The sequence below is a fragment of the Sphingomonas sp. jy18 genome (assembly GCF_056931895.1).
In genome coordinates this window covers 211,630-229,207 of record NZ_JBXPBT010000002.1, presented here as the reverse complement: position 1 = coordinate 229,207, position 17,578 = coordinate 211,630, and the positions used below count along the sequence as shown (strand labels likewise).

Annotated in this window: 14 protein-coding genes and 1 tRNA gene; 7 read left to right on the top strand and 8 right to left on the bottom strand. The window is 66.1% G+C overall.

The window, feature by feature from the left end; translation table 11 throughout:
- Positions 1-131: 131 nt before the first annotated feature.
- The 3 genes from AC0QC4_RS06235 to AC0QC4_RS06225 all read right to left on the bottom strand — a co-directional run bounded on the left by AC0QC4_RS06235 (position 132) and on the right by AC0QC4_RS06225 (position 6,421).
- Complete coding sequence (locus AC0QC4_RS06235; RefSeq protein ID WP_483658868.1) at positions 132-2,657, bottom strand: glycoside hydrolase family 3 protein; 2,526 nt, start codon at positions 2,655-2,657, stop codon at positions 132-134.
- A 4-nt stretch (positions 2,658-2,661) separates the two neighbouring features.
- Entirely contained in the window at positions 2,662-3,579 is a 918-nt protein-coding gene (locus AC0QC4_RS06230; RefSeq protein ID WP_483658867.1) for a glycoside hydrolase family 16 protein, read from the bottom strand.
- Positions 3,580-3,673: 94 nt separating this feature from the next.
- Positions 3,674-6,421, bottom strand: a complete 2,748-nt coding sequence (locus tag AC0QC4_RS06225) for a TonB-dependent receptor (protein ID WP_483658866.1) — start codon at positions 6,419-6,421, stop codon at positions 3,674-3,676.
- A gap of 121 nt (positions 6,422-6,542) precedes the next feature.
- On the opposite strand from AC0QC4_RS06225, the gene AC0QC4_RS06220 reads away from it, so the two are divergent.
- Together AC0QC4_RS06220 and AC0QC4_RS06215 are read left to right on the top strand one after the other, a co-directional pair.
- Positions 6,543-7,595 carry a LacI family DNA-binding transcriptional regulator gene (locus AC0QC4_RS06220; RefSeq protein WP_483658865.1) on the top strand — a complete coding sequence of 351 codons (1,053 nt, stop codon included), beginning with the start codon at positions 6,543-6,545 and terminating at the stop codon, positions 7,593-7,595.
- Positions 7,595-8,830: an MFS transporter gene (locus AC0QC4_RS06215; RefSeq protein WP_483658864.1), complete on the top strand. Its 1,236-nt coding sequence runs from the start codon at positions 7,595-7,597 to the stop codon at positions 8,828-8,830. Before AC0QC4_RS06220 ends, AC0QC4_RS06215 begins: the two co-directional genes overlap by 1 nt.
- Before the next feature lie 15 nt (positions 8,831-8,845).
- Here AC0QC4_RS06215 and AC0QC4_RS06210 read toward each other — a convergent pair whose 3' ends face one another.
- Positions 8,846-9,616, bottom strand: coding sequence for an SDR family oxidoreductase (locus tag AC0QC4_RS06210; protein ID WP_483658863.1), 771 nt, complete (start codon positions 9,614-9,616; stop codon positions 8,846-8,848).
- Between the two features lie 187 nt (positions 9,617-9,803).
- Between AC0QC4_RS06210 and AC0QC4_RS06205 the strand changes: the two genes are divergently transcribed.
- Both AC0QC4_RS06205 and AC0QC4_RS06200 read left to right on the top strand, forming a co-directional pair.
- The gene (locus AC0QC4_RS06205) at positions 9,804-10,706 is read left to right on the top strand and encodes a LysR family transcriptional regulator (RefSeq protein WP_483658862.1); all 903 of its coding nucleotides are present in this window, start codon (positions 9,804-9,806) and stop codon (positions 10,704-10,706) included.
- A 62-nt stretch (positions 10,707-10,768) separates the two neighbouring features.
- Positions 10,769-10,963, top strand: coding sequence for a hypothetical protein (locus AC0QC4_RS06200; RefSeq protein ID WP_483658861.1), 195 nt, complete (start codon positions 10,769-10,771; stop codon positions 10,961-10,963).
- A 49-nt stretch (positions 10,964-11,012) separates the two neighbouring features.
- Here the strand turns inward: AC0QC4_RS06200 and kynU are convergent, their stop codons facing one another.
- The gene (gene kynU, locus AC0QC4_RS06195) at positions 11,013-12,254 is read right to left on the bottom strand and encodes a kynureninase (protein WP_483658860.1); all 1,242 of its coding nucleotides are present in this window, start codon (positions 12,252-12,254) and stop codon (positions 11,013-11,015) included.
- An 87-nt stretch (positions 12,255-12,341) separates the two neighbouring features.
- Here kynU and AC0QC4_RS06190 point away from each other — a divergent pair, with 87 nt between their 5' ends.
- The 3 genes from AC0QC4_RS06190 to AC0QC4_RS06180 all read left to right on the top strand — a co-directional run bounded on the left by AC0QC4_RS06190 (position 12,342) and on the right by AC0QC4_RS06180 (position 15,787).
- Complete coding sequence (locus AC0QC4_RS06190; protein ID WP_483658859.1) at positions 12,342-13,313, top strand: alpha/beta hydrolase; 972 nt, start codon at positions 12,342-12,344, stop codon at positions 13,311-13,313.
- 94 nt (positions 13,314-13,407) lie between these two features.
- Positions 13,408-15,231 (top strand): phage tail sheath family protein, encoded by a 1,824-nt coding sequence (locus AC0QC4_RS06185; protein WP_483658858.1) that lies wholly within the window; start codon positions 13,408-13,410, stop codon positions 15,229-15,231.
- A 124-nt stretch (positions 15,232-15,355) separates the two neighbouring features.
- Positions 15,356-15,787, top strand: coding sequence for a hypothetical protein (locus AC0QC4_RS06180; RefSeq protein ID WP_483658857.1), 432 nt, complete (start codon positions 15,356-15,358; stop codon positions 15,785-15,787).
- Positions 15,788-15,813: 26 nt separating this feature from the next.
- Here AC0QC4_RS06180 and AC0QC4_RS06175 read toward each other — a convergent pair whose 3' ends face one another.
- The 3 genes from AC0QC4_RS06175 to AC0QC4_RS06165 all read right to left on the bottom strand — a co-directional run bounded on the left by AC0QC4_RS06175 (position 15,814) and on the right by AC0QC4_RS06165 (position 17,460).
- Complete coding sequence (locus AC0QC4_RS06175) at positions 15,814-16,656, bottom strand: 23S rRNA (adenine(2030)-N(6))-methyltransferase RlmJ (RefSeq protein WP_483658856.1); 843 nt, start codon at positions 16,654-16,656, stop codon at positions 15,814-15,816.
- Positions 16,653-17,255 (bottom strand): pseudouridine synthase, encoded by a 603-nt coding sequence (locus tag AC0QC4_RS06170; RefSeq protein WP_483658855.1) that lies wholly within the window; start codon positions 17,253-17,255, stop codon positions 16,653-16,655. The genes AC0QC4_RS06175 and AC0QC4_RS06170 overlap by 4 nt, the downstream gene beginning before the upstream one ends.
- Before the next feature lie 114 nt (positions 17,256-17,369).
- Positions 17,370-17,460: transfer RNA gene (locus tag AC0QC4_RS06165), tRNA-Ser, on the bottom strand.
- Positions 17,461-17,578: the final 118 nt, after the last annotated feature.

The following is a 17,578-nucleotide window of genomic DNA, read 5'->3' as shown; positions in this document are numbered from 1 at the left end:
TGGCCGCAACGATAGGCTGCCCGTGGCCGCCGCCAAAGGAGATTTTACAACTTATTGCTGCCAAATTTTGATTGTTCTGCAAGCGGGTACACGGACGTGTTCGGCCGCCCGGCCGGCCGGCCGCCGAGCCGTCAGCCGTTGCTGTCGCCAATGCTGCAGCCGGCCGTCGCTGGTCGCGTCGCGAGGCGGACGGCGGAAACCTGCATGGTCAATGCTGCATCGGCACCGATCCTGACCTCTAGCGGACCCTGCTGCGGTCGGTAGCCGATGCATCGCACCGGCAGGCTCAGGCTGCGCCAGCCCTTGCCTTCGGCGAGCGCAAGGGTTGGCGACAGATCGACACGGCTGCTGCAGCCGCGCCCGCAATCGAGATAGGCACCGCCCCTCGGCCGCGCGGCGACCAGATAGTCGATGTCGATGAACAGCTCCTCGCCTTCGCCGGCAACGGGAAGCGCGGCGGGCGTTGCTGCCTGCGCTACGATCCATGCAGCCGGCCCACTCCACCGCAGTTCGCGCGCATCCTCCTGCGCAGCGCGATCGCGCGGGCTGACGCTGAGATGCCCGTCGCTGCTCCGCCCCTGCTGGCCGGCCAGCGCCTGGCGCTGCCCATTGCCTGCTTCCAGCGCCACAGCAAAGCCGGCCGCGGGCGTGCCGGCGCGCAGCAATGGGGTGACGCTGGCGGTGCGCGCCAGCAGCGCGCACTGCTCGTCGAGTGATCCGGCCGCGACGTTGCCCTGCCCTGCCACCGTCAGGCCGTAACCGAGCGGGAACAGCGGCGCATAACCGGGGGTTCCGGCATTATTGTCAAACTGGTCGCAGCGCGCAGGCCACGACAGCGACAGACGCCCGGTGAAGTCATGCTGGACCGCGCCGTCGCGGCCGCGCAGCAGCATGTCGGCCACGCCGCCGCCCTCGCTGCCGGGCAACCAGGCGGCGACAAACGCGTCGGCGACGTTCAACTCCCGATTGACCCACATCGGCCGGCCGGAGAGGAACAGCGCCACCACTTTGATGCCTTGCCCCTTGAGCCGCCGCATCAGCGCCAATGGACGTTCATCGGCAAATTGCAGCCCGGCAATGTCGCCGGAAAATTCGGCATAGGGCCGCTCGCCGAACACCACCACCGCGATGTCGGGCTTGGTTTCGAAGCTGCCGTCACGCGACAGGAAAGCGCGCCCGCCAGCCGCTGTCACCTGATCGGCAATACCGTCGTAGATGGACTGCGCGCCGGGGAAATCAGCATCGGCGAGATCGCCGCCGCCCTGCCAACTGATTGTCCAGCCTCCGCTCTGCATCGCAATGTCATCGGCGCCGTCACCGGCGACCATGATTGTCGCGCGCGGGTCGAGCGGCAGCAGGCGGTCATGGTTGGAGAGCAGCACCAGCGATTCACGCACCGCTTCACGCGCCAGCGCGCGATGCTCGGCGCTGCCCAGCAGCTGCGGTTGACGCGCCAGCAAGCGGGTGGAGGGGCGTCCGCGATCGAACAGGCCCATGCGCAGCTTGACGCGCAGGATGCGGCGCACCGCCTCGTCGAGCCGGGCCATGGGAATGGTGCCATCGGCCACCTGGGCCATCAGCGTTGCGTGCAGCGCGCGCCACTCCTCGGGCACCATGTAGATGTCGAGACCTGCCAGCAGCGCCTGCGGGCAATTGCTGTTGGTGCAGCCGGGCAGTTGGCCATGGCCGTTCCAGTCACCCACCACCAGTCCATCGAACCCCATCTGCCCGCGCAACAGGTCGGTAAGGAAGGGATGGCTGCCGTGCATCTTGGCGCCGTTGATGCTCGAAAAGGACGCCATCACCGCCTGCGCGCCGGCCTCGATCGCCGGCGGATAGGGAGCGGCATGCAGCGCGATCAGCGCCGCCTCGTCGCCAACCGTGTCACCCTGATCGCGGCCGTTGGTGCCGCCGTCGCCGAAGAAATGCTTGGCGGTGGCGATTACATGCTGCGGGGCCAGGAATGCGTTGCTGCCGCGCCGGCCCTGCAACCCTTCGACCATCGCCGCACCGAGCCGCGAGACCAGCGCCGGGTCTTCGCCATAGCTTTCGTAGGTCCGGCCCCAACGATCGTCGCGCGCCACCGCGATGGTCGGCGCGAAGCTCCAGTCGATGCCTGTCACCGCGATTTCCGCGGCGGTCGCTTCGCCGATGCGGCGCACCAGATCGGCATCGCCGGTCGCGCCTAGGCCGACATTGTGGGGAAAGATGGTGGCGCCAACGACATTGTTGTGGCCATGTACGGCATCGGTCGCCCACAGTGCCGGAATGGCGGGACGGCCATCGGCGCGCGGCGCGGTGGACGCGTCCCAATAAGCGTCGGCCAGCGCCAGCCAGTCCGACGCCGGCGCCCGCTCATTGCCGCCCGGCCCGCTGTTGCCGCCGTTGAGGATGCTGCCGAAACCGTAGCGGCGCATGTCGTCCGGCGTGATCGTCGAGATGTCGGGCATGATGATCTGCCCGATCTTCTGTTCGATCGACATTGCGGCCAGCAGTGTGTCGACCCGCGCTTCGACCGGATCGACCGACGGTGCGGCTGCAGATGCCGGCGCGGGCGCTGCGGCGGCGCTGAGTGGCGGTGTCGCGGCGCAGGCGCCGATAGCTATGGCGAGCGAAGCAAGGCCGGATACGGCGAATGAGCGGATCGGACGGGGCATGGGGTTATTGCGCCTGCGGCTGGGGGGTTGCGGGGGCGGTACCGGGACGTTGCTGGTAGACACGCACGTAATCGATCTCGAACCGCGCCGGGAACGCGCTGGAATCGATCCCGCGCTGCCCGCCCCAGTTGCCGCCGACGGCGATGTTGAGCAGCAGATGCATCGGCTGGTCGAACGGCCAGCGGGTCTGATCGCCCGGAACGCTGCGGAACAGGAATTTGGGCTGGTCATCGATACCGGTCAGCACGAATTCGGGCGTCCACAGCAGCTGGTAGCGATGCATGGCGTTGCAGGCATCGTCGAGCCTGAACTTGGTGGTCTTCTGCGTGTTGCGGGTGAAGTTGAACGCGCGGGTATGGACCGACTGGTTGATCTCTCCAGGCACGTGGCCGACATGCTCCATGATGTCGATCTCGCCGCCGTTCGGCCATTCGACCGTCGGGTCCTCGGGCAGCATCCAGATCGCCGGCCAGGTGCCGACACCGCAGGGCAGCTTGGCGCGGATTTCGAAGAAGCCGTAGGTCCAGGCCTGCACCCCTTGCGTGTACAGGCGGGCGGACGTGTAGCGCTGGCGGCCCCAGTCCGGGAATTGCGCCGGGTCGAGCCGCTCTTCGCGCGCTTCGATGATCAGGTGGCCATTCTCGACACGGCTGTTCTCCAGCCGTCCGGCGGCATAATATTGGCGCTCCTGATTGTACCAGCCCTGCCGGTTGCGATGCGTGTCGTACCGCCAGCGGTTTGCATCGGGCAGGCCATCGGTGGAAAATTCGTCCGACCAGACCAGCGCGTAGCCGTCGGGCGCGTGGTGCGGTTCGGTGGCAGCGGGCGCTGGGGCGGGTGCCTGTGCCGCGGGCGATTGCGCAAGCGCCAGTGTGACCGGCGCGAGGATCGCCAACGCGGCAACAGCGGACAGACGGATCATCGCCACACTCTCCTGCAAATCGAAGGTCTGCAAGCCGACGCGCGGTCGGCGGTCAAGGTCGGGGGTGACCGCACAGGTCACCCCCGCCGTGTCATCAGAACCTGATGCGCACGCGCGCGCCATAGGTGCGCGGCCGCGTGAAGAAGCGCGTATTGTCGAACTGGGTGATGATGATAGCTGCCTCATGCACCGCATTGGTCAGGTTGTTGACATAGGCTTCGAAGCGCAGCTTGCCGTCGACCCCGTGCGAATAGCCCGCGCCCAGATCGACGGTGAAATAGCCGCCCACCCGGTCGTTGAGGCGCAAGCGCGGATTGTCCGGGTTCTGGAAGTCGATCGAGTTGAAGATCGTCTGGAAGGACGAGGACCGGTAGCCGACCGACACCACATAGTCGAGCGAGCCCGACGGCAGGGTGAAGCTCTGCGACAGCGAGCCGTTGATCTGCCAGCGCGGCGTGCGCGGCAGGCGGCGGCCCTCGATCGACTGGAAAACGGCTTCGGTCGGCGCGACGTCCGACTGGAAGCGGAAATCCTGGATCGGCTCCGCCTTGTTGATCTGCGCTTCCAGCCACAGGGCATTGAAGTTCAGATTGATATTGTGCGGCAGCTCGAAGCCGCCTTCGAGGTTGATGCCGTAGATTTCCGAATCCGCCGCGTTGAAGCTGTAGGAGATCACCAGCGCGGTGTTGGTGCCCGGTGGCACGGGGATGTTGTTGCCGTTGGCATTGTTGAAATCGATGATCTGCGAGACCGAGAGCAACGACGTGAACACCTGGTCGGTATAGTCGTTGTAGAAGGCCGACGCGTTGAGGCGGGTGCGCACGCTGCCGAGATAGAATTCGTTCTTGCTGCCGATTTCATACAGGCGCAGCTGCTCGGTATCGTAGAGCGGAGTAACGCCGGCATCGCCGATATTGTCGTTGAAACCGCCCGACTTGTGGCCGGTCGCGACCAGCGCATAGATCAGATTGTCTTCGGTGATGTCGAATTCGGCGCGCAGACGCCAATCGACGAAATTGTCGGAACGACGACCCTGCTGGCGGAAAATCTGGCCCGGGAACGGCAGGCCGTAGGTGAACTGGCCGCTCGGCTCGAAACCCTGGCAGGTGAAGAAATCGCCGGTGATGGTGTCTTCGCAGTTGGGCAGGCCGGGCACGAAGCCGAAGTGCCCCGGAAAGGGCCCGTTGGCGAAGATATTGTCGACATTGTCGCGCACGCCGAAATTGGCGATGCCGTTGAAATAGAAGGCCAGCGTTTCTTCGTCGGTGATGGTGCCGTTGCCATCCGTATCCGGATTGAAGATGGTACGACCGCGCGCCGCGAATTCGAACCCTTCGGTGCCGACGCGCACGCCGCCGCAGCAGTTGAAATTGCCGTCGCCCAGCGCAAAGCCGTAGCGCGCGGCCACGCCGGTGCGCTCCTTGCGCTCGTCGGTGTACCTGAGGCCAGCAGTCAGCCGAAGGCGATCGTTCACCTCATAGGTGGCATCGCCATAAATCGCCCATGCTTCGGCATCGACACGGGTGTTGAACTCTGCACCGGAGAAGAACAGGTTGCGGTCGGCAGCCGAGCCCAGGAAGGCGAACTGGTCTTCCTTGAAATAGTTGCCGCCGACGCTCCAGATCAGTGGGCCGGTCGTGTCGAACAGCCGCAGCTCGTGATAGTGCGATTCGGAGTCGGTGATCGAGCGGAAGCGCGAGAAGTTGTCGAGCTCCTCTTCGAGTGTGCCCGGCAGGGTGGCAAGACCGTCGATCAGCCCGGGGTAGAAGGGCGCAATCGGGGTGACCGCGTCATAATCATAGACGAGATCGCGGTAGCTGCCGGTATATTCGACCGTAACATCGTCGGTCAGATCATAGGTGACGACGCCGCGCAGGCCCCAATGCTTGGTGTCGAGATCGGGCGTGAACGCGCGCGCGACGACATCGCGCGGATTGCGGATATCGTCGGGATCGATGCCGTTGCCGAGCGGGTTGGCATAGTTGGTGCCGGTATAGCCGGTGCCGGTTTCGTGGATATAGTCTCCGGCCAGCAGGATGCGCAGCCGGTCGGTCGGCTCGAACAGGAACTGCAGGCGACCGGCGTAGTTATCCTCGGCCTCGGCAACGTCGATGCCGGTGACCGGGCCGACATTGTCGTAATAGCTGTCATGGCTGAGCACGAGCCCGGAGAAACGCACCGCGGCGCGATCGCCGATCGGCACGTTGATCATGCCACGCAGCGAGGCCTGGTTGTAATTGCCATATTCGCCTTCGAGTTCGGCATCCCAGATGCCAAGCCCCGGCTTCCACGCGATGACATTGACCGAGCCGGCGGTGGCATTGCGCCCGCGCAGCGTACCCTGCGGGCCGATGTTGACCTCGACACGCTCGATATCGAAGAAGGCCGAGCCGATGCCGGCCGGACGCGGCAGATAGACGCCTTCCCAGTGGGTAGCCGCCGCCGGATCGCCAAGCTCGGTGTTATTGCTGGAGCCGACGCCGCGGATCCACACCTCGATGTTGCCGCCATTGTTGGCAACGGTAAGGCCCGGCAGCACGTCGTTGAAATCGGAAAGATCCTGAATGCCGCGCTGCTGCAGGTCATCGCCGCTGAACGTGGCCGCCGTGCCGGCGAAATCCTGAAGCCGCTGCTCGCGGCGATCGGCCGTGACGACGATATCGCCCTCGCGTGGCTGCTCTTCCTCGGCAGCGGGTGTCGGCGGCGCATCCTGCGCCAGTACCGGCGTGGACAAGGCGGACACGGCAACGCCCAGCAGGCACAGCAGCCGAAGGCTTTTCATAGTCTCTCTCCCCTGATGGCCGTTGATTGAGTCGGCCTTGAGGGTGACATAGCCCGTCATGTGAACGTTCACAACAAAAATATGAACGTTCACAAACGCGCGTTTCTAGGGCATCAGGAGATCCGTGCGGTAACTTGCGACGTGCCCGGCCGGGTACCGTCGCTGACAAAATGGGGATTGCATGGCGAGCAAGCGGGCAACCGTGACCATCGAGCATGTGGCGAGCGCGGCAGGCGTCTCTCGGCAGACGGTGTCGCGCGTCATCAACGATGGCCCCAACGTCAAGCCGGCGGTGCGCGACCGCATCCTCGCGGCCATCGAGAAGCTGGGCTATGTGCCCAACCTCGCCGCCCGGCGCATGGGCGGCGCGCGGTCCTATCTGATCCTGGCGATCAATGACCGGCAGCGCACCATCCACAACTGGCAGTCCGGCTTGGGCAACGACTGGGTCGACCAGATGCTGTGCGGCGGCATGCTGACCTGCGAGCAGCGTGGCTATCATATGCTGTTCGAGCTGATGGATACAGAGCATGACAAGGCGCTGCGCCAGCTCGAGCGCGCGCTGGCGGCGCTGCGCCCGGATGGCGTGATGCTGACCCCACCGCACACCGAAAATCCCGCTCTCGCCCGCCTGCTCGGCGATCGCGGTATTCCTTATGGCCGGATCGGTGCCGAAGCTTCAGCGGACGGCATCAACCTGTTCATGGACGATGCCGAAGCCGCCGCGCTCGCCACCGCGCATCTGCTCGAGCTCGGCCACCGGCAGATCGCCTTCATCTCCGGCAGCGCCGACTATGCCGCATCGGATGCACGGCTCAACGGCTACCGCAGCACGCTCGACAAGGCCGGACTGCCGCCCTGCCCGGCCTATGTCGATCATGGCGACTTCAGCTTCTCGTCGGGCGTGGCGGCGATGGAGCGACTGCTTGGGCTCGAGCGGCCGCCGACCGCCGTTATCGCCAGCAACGACGAGATGGCCTTCGCCGCGCTGCATGTCGCGAGCGCGCAGGGCCTTGCGGTGCCCGACGACCTTTCGGTGATCAGCTTCGACGATACGCCGGGTGTGCGCTTCAGCGTGCCGCCGCTGACCGCCATCCGCCAGCCGATTGCCGACATGGCGGCGAGCCTGTGCGGACTGTTGATCGATGCCGCCAATGGCGCGGACACGACCGGCAACCACCGCCTGCCGTTCGAGCTTGTGATCCGCAGCACCACCGCCGCGCCGCGGACCTGATGGCGCCGGTCGCGCGCTTTTCGCTGATCTACGCGCTCGGCAATGTCGGCGCCTTCCTGTGCTTCGTACCGCTGATCGGGCTGCTGCTGCCACAGCGCCTCAGTACGTTCGACCCTGCCGATGGCGGGCGATTGCTGAGCTGGGCGCTGCTGCTGGGTGCGGTGATGGCCAGCGTCGCCAACATCGCCGCAGGCGCGATTAGCGATCGGCTGCTGGCGCGGCAGGGATCGCGCCTGCCGATGGTCGCGGCCGGTTTCGCCCTGACCATGGCCAGCTATGCCGCGCTGGCCCTGTCCACCACGGCCGTCGCGCTGATCGCCAGTTTCCTGCTGTTCCAGCTCGTCTTCAACATGCTGTTTTCGCCGCTGCTGGCGCTCGCCACCGACCATCTGGCGGATTCGCAGAAGGGCCGACTGTTCGGCCTGCTCGGGCTCGGCCTGCCGCTCGCCCAGGCCTCGACCTTCGTCATCGTTTGGGTCGATCTGCCCTCGATGGGGACGCAACTGGCGTTGATCGGCCTGCTCGCTGCGCTCTGCCTCGGCCCGCTGCTGCTGGCCGGGCGGAGCGCCATCGAGGCGCTGGATCGGGCTCCGGCGATGCATGCGCCTGCTCCGGCCGAGACTCCCCTGCAGGAGCGCGCCGCCGCGCGCGGCATCGGGCTGTCGCGCGATTTCATGCTGGCCTGGTCGGCGCGGCTGCTGGTGCAATGCGCCGCGACAGCGATGGGCAGCTATCTGTTCCTGCACCTTGCCGCGCTTGCCCGTGTCGATCCGACTCTCGGCACGGAGGAGCAGATGTTCGGCACGCTGTCGCTGATCGGCGGCCTGGTCGGCATGGTCACCGGCTGGACACTCGGCTGGGCGTCCGACCGGCAGCAGCGGCGACGGCCCTTCCTGTGGGTGACCGCGCTGATGGTGGCCGCCGGTTGCGCGCTCGTCGCCGTATCGGACGGACCGGCACTGTTGGCCAGCTATGCGCTGTTCGCCATCGGGCTGGCCGGCTTCCTGACGCTCGACGGCGCGTTGATCGCGCAGCTGGTGCGCCCCTCGCCAAGGCGTGCGGCGGCGCTCGGCTTTCTCAACCTCACCAACACCCTGTCGGCGATCATCGTGCCCGCGCTGGCGCTGACCGCGGCGACCGACGCCGCGCTGGCGACGCGGTTCATCCTGTTCGGCGCCGCCATCGCCGCCGCCGCCGCCGCGGTCCTCTCCGCGCTGATCCGATCCATCGACTGACCGGGCATATTGCCCTCAAACCGGCGGCAAGCCCACCGCCGCGCGCCCGGCGTCGGTCTTCAGCGAAAAATCGCCACCGTCGTGCGGGCGCGCGGCATCGCTGGTCAGCCACACTACCGCCTCGGCCGCCCATTCGGCCGGAATATGATCCGACCATGCCAGCTTCGAGACCGGATTGATGCCGGCCGCTGCAATCTCCCGCTGCATCCGGGTGGCGACCGTACCCGGCGACAGGCCGACGCAATGGATGCCGTTTCCGGCCTCCTCCTTGTGCACGCACCGCGTCAGCATCAATACCGCCGCCTTGGTCGCGCAATAGTGCGACCAGCCCTCCAGCGCGCTGGTGGCCGCGCCCGACGAGATGGTGACGATGGTGCCGCTTCCGCGCGCCTTCATCGGCGGCAACGCGGCGCGGATGCAATGGAACACGCCTTTGAGATTGATGTCGACAACATCGCTCCAGCCGGCGGGATCGGCATCCGCGATGCGCGCGATCGGGTCGATTACTCCGGCATTGTTGACGAGGATATCGATCCCGCCGAACCGTTCGACGGCGCGGGTGACGGCAGACTCGACCGGTGGCCAGTCCGCCACGTCGGCCACCAACGGCAGCGCGCGCGGACCGATCTCCCCAGCGATGCGCTCGATATCCCCAGCCGTGCGCGCCAACAGCACGACATTGGCACCGGCGAGGACAAGGCGGCGCGCCGTTGCCTCGCCGATGCCGCGACTGGCACCAGTGACGAGAGCGGTCTGGCCGGACAGGTCGATGTGGGGGTTCAGCATGATATTCTCCTTTCAAGGGCGATGGCGCGGTCGGCAGCGATGGCACCGAACAGGCAGGAAGCCGTGCCGGATCAATGCACAGAGAAGTCTCGCAGCGAGCCCTCCGCTGATGGAGTTACCGTCTATCCACACCATATGCCGCCGGAAACCTTGCTAAACGCCCATCTTTCATGCAAGAATTGCACGAATGGACCCGGGCGATATCTCGCTTGCCGCGCTTAAATGCTTCGCCGACGTTGCGGCAGAAGGCGCGTTCGCGGCGGTTGCGCGCAGGCGGCAGGTCGATCCCTCGATCGTCTCTCGCACCATCGCCGGGCTTGAGCAGGAACTGGGCTTCCGCCTGTTCGACCGCACCACGCGGCGCCTGAACCTGACCGAGGCGGGAGCGATCTACCTGCAGCGCACGCGTACGCTGGTGGCGGAACTCGATGCCGCACGGCAGGAGGCCAGCGATGCGCTGACCCTACCGAGCGGGCTGATCCGGCTGACCGCGTCGACCGCCTTCGGGGTGCATTGGCTGACTCCGCGGCTCAATCGCTTCCTGTCCCTTTATCCCGACATCGCCATCGAGGCGCTATTGACCGATGCGGTGGTCGACATCGCCGCCGAACGCATCGATCTGGCGCTGCGCCTCGCCGTCCGGCCGAGCGGAGAGCTGGTGGCAACGCGGCTGATGGAGACGCGCTACCGGGTGGTGGCGAGTCCCGACTGGCGCGACCGTGCCGGCCCGCTCGCCGGCCCCGGCGATCTTGCCGGACGGCAGTGCCTGCTGCTGACGCTGCCTGGCTATCGCTCGACATGGTCCTTCAGGCGCCAAGGGACCATCGAGCAGGTCGCGGTCCAGGGTCGCCTCGCCCTCTCCAGCCCCACCGCGATCCGCCACGCCGCACTCGACGGCATGGGCCCGGCTCTGCTGGCGGACTGGATGGTCGACGACGCCATCGCGCGTGGCGCACTGGTCGATCTGCTGCCGGAATGGGAGGCCAGCGCCGCGGGCTTCGATACCGCTGCGTGGATCCTGTTTCCGTCGAGCACATACGTGTCGCGCAAGGTCAGGGTTCTGGTCGACTATCTCAAAAGCGCTGTGTGAGGCCGTGAAGTGCGCAACAGGCAGATGCCTGGCGCATTGGCCGTGCAGCGCCTGCCAGCGTCGTGCGCCATCATGCGGAGGTTGTCGGCGCGCAGCCGCTGCTGGCGCATCATCACAACAAGCCGGGCACCGTCTTGATCTTCGCAGTAAGGCCGGATCTCGAGCACCGGGTCACGCCTCTGACGTCGGGCGGACCGCGCCGGGTTTTTGCCGGATGGTTCCTGACCGGCGAGGAGCGCCAGGCATCGCCGGGTTGAGCCGTCGTTCTGGTGCGTATCCGGCTGTCCGTTCCAAGGTCGTGGGCTGTCAGGTTACCGCAGCTCGCGCATGAAAGCGTGCATCGTCCCATTCGCCGCTGGCCATGATTGCTGCCAGCGAGTCGACGGCGCGCCACACATGCGCAAAGCTGGTGTATAACGGTGCGAAACCCATGCGCAGCGCGTCGGGGGCACGAAAATCTCCGACCACCTTGCGCGCTGCCAGCGCCCGGCAGATCGGCCAAGCCCGGGCGTGCGTGTAGGAGACGTGGCTACCGCGCTGCATGGCATCGCGCGGCGAGGCCAGCGTAAAGCCGGCATCGGCGCAGCGCACATCCATCAGCGCGATGTAGTAGTCGCCCAGCGCCCGCCCCTTGGCGAACACCGCGCCATGCTCCACCGCCTCGAACAGGGCGATGCCCCTTTCCAGCGCCGCCATCGCCAGCACCGATGGCGTCCCGCACAGGAAGCGGTCTATGCCGTGAGCCGGCCGGTAGCCCGGTTCGAACGCAAAAGGCGCGGCATGGCCCATCCAGCCCGACAAGGGCGAGGCCAGCTCGGCCTGCAACCGCTCGGCAACGTACAAAAACGCCGGAGCCCCCGGTCCGCCGTTGAGATATTTATAGCCGCAACCCACCGCCATGTCGGCATCGCAGCCGTTCAGATCGACCGGGACGGCACCGGCGCTGTGGCTGAGGTCCCACAATACCAGCGCCCCGGCCGCATGCGCCGCCCGGGTCAGCGCCGCCATGTCATGGACTCGGCCGCTGGTATAATGGACGTGAGTGAGCAGCAGCAGCGCAGTGTCACCATCGAGTGCACCTGCGACCTGGTCTGGCGCAACGGCATCGATGCGGTGTCCGGCGTCCATCGTCGCCAGCGCGCCTTGCGCCACATAGATGTCGGTCGGGAAATTGCCCGCTTCGGTCACGATCGTCTTGCGCCCCGGCCTAGCCTTCAACGCAGCGACAATCAGCTTGTACAGATTGACCGAGGTCGAATCGCACACCACCACCTCGCCGTCGCGTGCACCAATCAGAGGCGCGATCCGGTTGCCGAGCCGTTGCGGCAACCCGATCCAGTCATGGCTGTTCCAGCTTGCGATCAGGTCGGTGCCCCACTGGTCGCGCAAGACCCGCGCCATGGCGGCGGGCGTGTCGACCGGCAGAGCGCCCAGCGAATTGCCGTCGAGATAGGCCATGCCTTCGGGCAAGGCGAAGGAAGCGCGAAAATCACGCAAGGGATCGGCGGCGTCGAGGGCAAGCGCGTGATCGAAGCTTGGACTTGTCATGCGGCGCGCCCTAACACAGCCGCTGCGGCTTGGGCAGCGGGCGTTCGCCCGGCGCGGGTCGGCGGGCAAGGAAGGAAGTAACAGGTCATGCGTCATCGCTCCCGCATCATTGCGCTGGCACTCTCATTGGGCCTGTCCGCTTGTGCGTCTCCGCCCGCCAACAGCCCCACGCCCGCGCCAGCCCCGGTTTCCGCAACCGCCGGAACGACTGGCTCACCGATGCGCTGGCCCGATCTGCTCGATCGACCGCGCCCCACCGGTGGCATCACAATCGCTTATGGCAGCGACCCCCTGCAGGTCGGCGATCTGTGGCTGCCTGCCACCCCGGCGCGCCACCCTGTCCCGGTGGTGCTGATGGTGCATGGTGGCTGCTGGCAGACCGACATTGCCGACCGAAGCATCATGGACTGGATCGCGGCCGACCTCGCCGCGCAGGGTATCGCCGTGTGGAATATCGACTATCGCGGCGTCGACCGCCCCGGTGGCGGCTACCCGGGCACGTTCGCCGATGTTGCAGCGGCGGTGGACCATCTGCGCACCATCGGCCCGGCGCACGGGCTCGCAACCGACCGGATTGTCGCGCTGGGCCATTCGGCGGGTGGGCATCTGGCGCTCTGGGCTGCTGCACGCGCTCGTCTGCCGCGGGGTAGCGCGCTGGCGGGTGGCGACCCTCTGCCGATCGCCGCTGTCATCGCGACCGGTGCGCTTCCCGATATCGAGGCAGCACTCGCGCTCGAAAACAATGGCTGCACCCAGAGCGCGATGCCCGCGCTGACCGGCACCGCTGCGCCGGGTCGCGCCGATGTCTTTGCCGACACCAGCATCCCCCGCTTGCTGCCACTGCATGTGCGCCAGATTTTCGTCAGCGGCGCACAGGATCGCATCGCGCCACCATCGCTGGCAGAAAGTTACGCGGCGCGCGCGACTGCAGCCGGCGAGACGGTCGAGCGCGTTACGGTGGCGCGCGAAGGCCATGTCGAGCTGATTGCCCCGGGCTCGCAGGCGTGGGCGGAGACCGTCCGACTGATCCGCCGCGAGCTGGGATTGGCGCCACAGTAGAGCCAAGATATCATGTCTGCGCCTTGCCTGTGATCGCATCACGTCGGACAATGGGGACAAAAGCATGGCAACGGAGCAGACCAGCAGCCGAAAGATGCCCGGGGTGTATGTCACCGAAGCATCGGCTTTTCCGCCATCGGTCGTGGGCGTCCCGACCGCGGTACCGATTTTCATTGGCTACACCGAAACCGCGCAGGATCCCGAGACGGGCCAATCCCTCTATCTGCGCGCGACACCCATCGGTTCGATGGCCGAGTTTCGCCGCTGCTTCGGTGGTGGCTTCGCCGCACAGGGTGTCGTGGAGCCGTGGCTTCTCGATGCATCGGGCGGGGCGGCGCCAGCAGCGCCGGCCCGTGGCAGCGATTTCCAAGCCGGGTCGAGCGACGGCACGGATGCACGGATCGGGCGCTTTGTCGTCGGCACCGCTCAATCGGCCGGCGGCGCACTCAGCTTTGTTCCGCAGTTCAACCTCTATCAGGCGCTGCAATTGTTCTACGCCAACGGCGGCGGCGACTGTCTGGTGATCTCGGTCGCCAACTATCAGGGCACTCAGGATACTGGCCAGCCGGCAACGGGGGCCGCGCCAGCCGCGGTATCCAGAAGCGATCTGCTCGCCGGACTGGCTGTCGCGCGCGACACGCGCGGCGGCACGATGCTGGTGGTTCCGGAAGCCTGCCTGCTGCTCGACAGCACGACATCGGACGGTGTGACCAGCTACAGCTATGACGATTATGCCGCGGTCATCGTCGAGATGATCGAACAGGCCGGCACCCTGCAGGATCGCATGGCGACTCTCGATCTGCCCGGCGCGCTTATTCCCGACAACTGCACCGTCGATACCCTGCAGGAAACCGCAAATGCCTTCTACGCCGCTGTCGCGCCTGCCGCTGCGGGATTCAGCTATGCCGCCTGCTACGCGCCGGCGTTAGCGACCTCGCTGCTCGACAGAGAAAGCCTGACCTATGCCAGTCTCAAGGGCTCGGCACAGACCATAATGCTGATGAACAATCTGCTGACGACACAGGCGCTTGCGCTGTGGCCACAGATCGCGAGGCAGCCTGGAGCGGTTTACGGCAGCACTTTCGTCAATGTCGCCGCGCATATCGCCGCCGCCTTCCCGGTTCCACCCGAAGACATCATTGCCACCGCTGACACACCGGCGGGGACAACGGGGGTGACCAAGCGAGCGCCTCACTTGCTGGTGTCGATGACGCCAACATCGGCACCTCCGCTTGTCCCCCTCCCGGCCACCGATGCCGCGACGGTCGCGCTCGACAATTTCCTGACGAGCGCGCTGCCTTTGCTTGGCACCATCAAGCAGATTCTCGCCAGTCAGCTCAATGTCGCCCCGCCGAGCGGCGCCGTCGCAGGTATCTACGCGCAGTCGGACAACCGGATCGGCGTATGGAGTGCGCCGGCGAATATGGCGGTTGCGTCGGCCATCCGGCCCGTCATTACGCTGAGCGACGACCAGCAGAGCGGGTTCAACGTCCCGGCCAATGGCAATGCCATCAACATCCTGCGCGATTTCACGGACCGCGGCACCGTTGTGTGGGGTGCACGCACGCTCGACGGCAATAGTGACGATCTACGCTACATCCAGGTCCGCCGGGCGCTGATCTACGTCGAACAATCGATCAAGTCGGCCCTGCAGTCATTCGCCTTTGCCCCCAATGACGCCCACAGCTGGGCTGCGGCAACCGCGATGATATCGTCGTTTCTGACAGAGCTGTGGATGCAGGGCGGGCTGATGGGGTCCAAGGCCGAAGAGGCATTCACCGTCAGCTGCGGGCTGGGCGCTACCATGAGCGAGCTGGATCTGCTCAACGGAACAATGATCGTCTCGGTATCCCTGCAACTCGTCCATCCCGCCGAGTTCGTCACGCTCAACTTCGAACAGGCAATGCTGGCGAGCTGACCCCGCCCCATAGCATCGGCCGATTTTCACCACCCAAGTCCTGCGCATTCAGCGGACACCGGAAATATTACGTAGGGCTTTTGCTTTATTCGGTCGATTCGCATGTTCGGAGCGATCTACACCCATGATCATTGAACTATTCAGGCTTGCACTGCTTGTCGGTACCATGTTGCCGTTGCTGGTCTTCAACCTGAAGGAGGGAACCGTACCCAATGCACTCAATGCGCTGCTGCTTGCCGTCGGGTTGGTCGTGGCCCTGTCCGGCTCCCACGTCGGGCTGGCGGCGTTCGAAGTGTCCAGCCTGTTCTGGTGGCTGCCAGGGGCGGTGCTACTGCTTTGGATGGCGGTGAGCGGTTGGGCGCCGCCCGGCCTGGCCAAATTCCTGATCGCCTTGTTCCCCTGGTACGATCTTCACACCTATCTGCTGCTGATCACGTGCGGCATGGGGCTGACCTCGTTGTACAGCCTTGTCTTCAAGCGGCAGGAGGTGTTGTTCGTTCCGCCAATGATGTTTGCCGTGGTAGCGATTGGTATTGGCGGCATCGTCCTTGGCTAGCGCCACCGTCGGCACAACCGCTCTGGTCACACCGTGATGGACGAAGGCAGCCAATCGGCCGTCAGCTCGCCCCGATGGCCTTCAGGCGCCAGCGCGGCGCGCAGCGCGTCCAAAAGCGGCGGCAGCGCCTGAGTGAAGGCATAGGGCGGGTTGACGATGAACAAACCCGCACCGTTGTAGATGCCCGGCCGATCGGCATCGTACAGCCAATGCTCGATGCTCAGCAGCTTTCCGATGCCAAGTCGGCGCAGCTGCTGCTTCCACCGCACATGCACGGGCCGGTCCTTCAGCGGATACCAGATCACCGTCACGCCATGCGCCCATTTGCGCATCGCCGCGCCGAGCGTGGCGGTGATGCGATCGCGCTCGTCCGTCTGTTCATAGGGCGGGTCGACCACCACCACCCCGCGCGCGGTTCGCGTGGGCAGCAAGGCGAGCCACAGCTCATAGGCATCCCGCTCATGCACCGCCGCCGCCGTGCCGCGCATGGCGCCGCGCAGGGTGCGGGCGTCCACCGGATGCTTTTCGTTGAGGATGAGGGCGTCCTGCGGCCGCAACAGCTGCGCCAGAATGCGCGGCGACCCCGGGTAGAGCTGCAGGCCGCTGCTTGCATTCTCCGCGCGCACCGCGGCCCGATAGTCGTCGAGCAGGGCATTATGATCCGCAAAGGCACGCAACACGCCCTGCGACGCCTCTCCGGTGCGCTGGGCCTCCTCACCGCCGAGGTCGTAGAGCCCGGCGCCAGCATGGGTGTCGATCAGCGTCAGCGCGCCCTCCTTGAGCTGCAAGGCGCGCACCAGCGCGATCAAAAGGCTGTGCTTGACGACATCGGCACTGTTGCCGGCGTGGAAGGAATGGCGATAGTTCATCTTGGCCCCTGTGCCCCGCCATGTGCCCGTGTGCGCAACGCTGCGCCGGTACTGACCAGTATCTCGGACAACGCGCCCGGCGCGAGCCCGGCAACGCTCCAGTCACCGATCGACCAGCGCACCAGCCTCAAGGTCGGCAAGCCGACCGCCGCCGTCATCCGGCGCACCTGCCGGTTGCGCCCTTCGCGGATGGTGATTTGCAGCCAGCAGTCGGGGATGGTCTTGCGCTGGCGTATCGGCGGGTCGCGCGGCCACAGCGCCGGCGGATCGATGCGCGCAACAGTCGTAGGCAGGGTCATGCCGTCGGTGAGCCGGAGGCCCTGCCGCAGCCGCGCGAGCGCCGGTTCCTCGGCCTCGCCCTCGACCTGCACCAGATAGGTCTTGGGCAGCTTGTAGCGCGGATCGGCTATGCGCGCCTGCAGCCGCCCGTCATCGGTGAGCAACAACAGCCCCTCACTGTCCCGGTCGAGCCGCCCCGCCGGATAGACGCCCTCGACGGCAATATAGTCGGAAAGTGTCGCGCGCACAGTCGGCGACCCGCGGTCGGTGAATTGCGACAGCACGCCGAAAGGCTTGTTGAACAGAAGCAGCCGGGCCATCCCAGGGCCATATCGCCCGATGGCGGCGCTGTCTCCACGCCTGTGCGCTGCCGGTCGACACCGGATATGGGCCGGATGGCATCGACACGGGCTGGAGTTGCGGCAGCAAGCCGTTGGCGGAGCGGGAGGGATTCGAACCCTCGATGGGCTTTTGACCCATACTCACTTTCCAGGCGAGCGCCTTCGACCACTCGGCCACCGCTCCGCATGCACTGGATAGACGCGCGGCCCTAGCGGCGGGGCGGCTGGCTGGCAAGCGGGTAGAACAGTGCTCGGCGGTGCGGCAACGCTCTACGTCTCCTCGCTTCGGCTGGACATGGCCA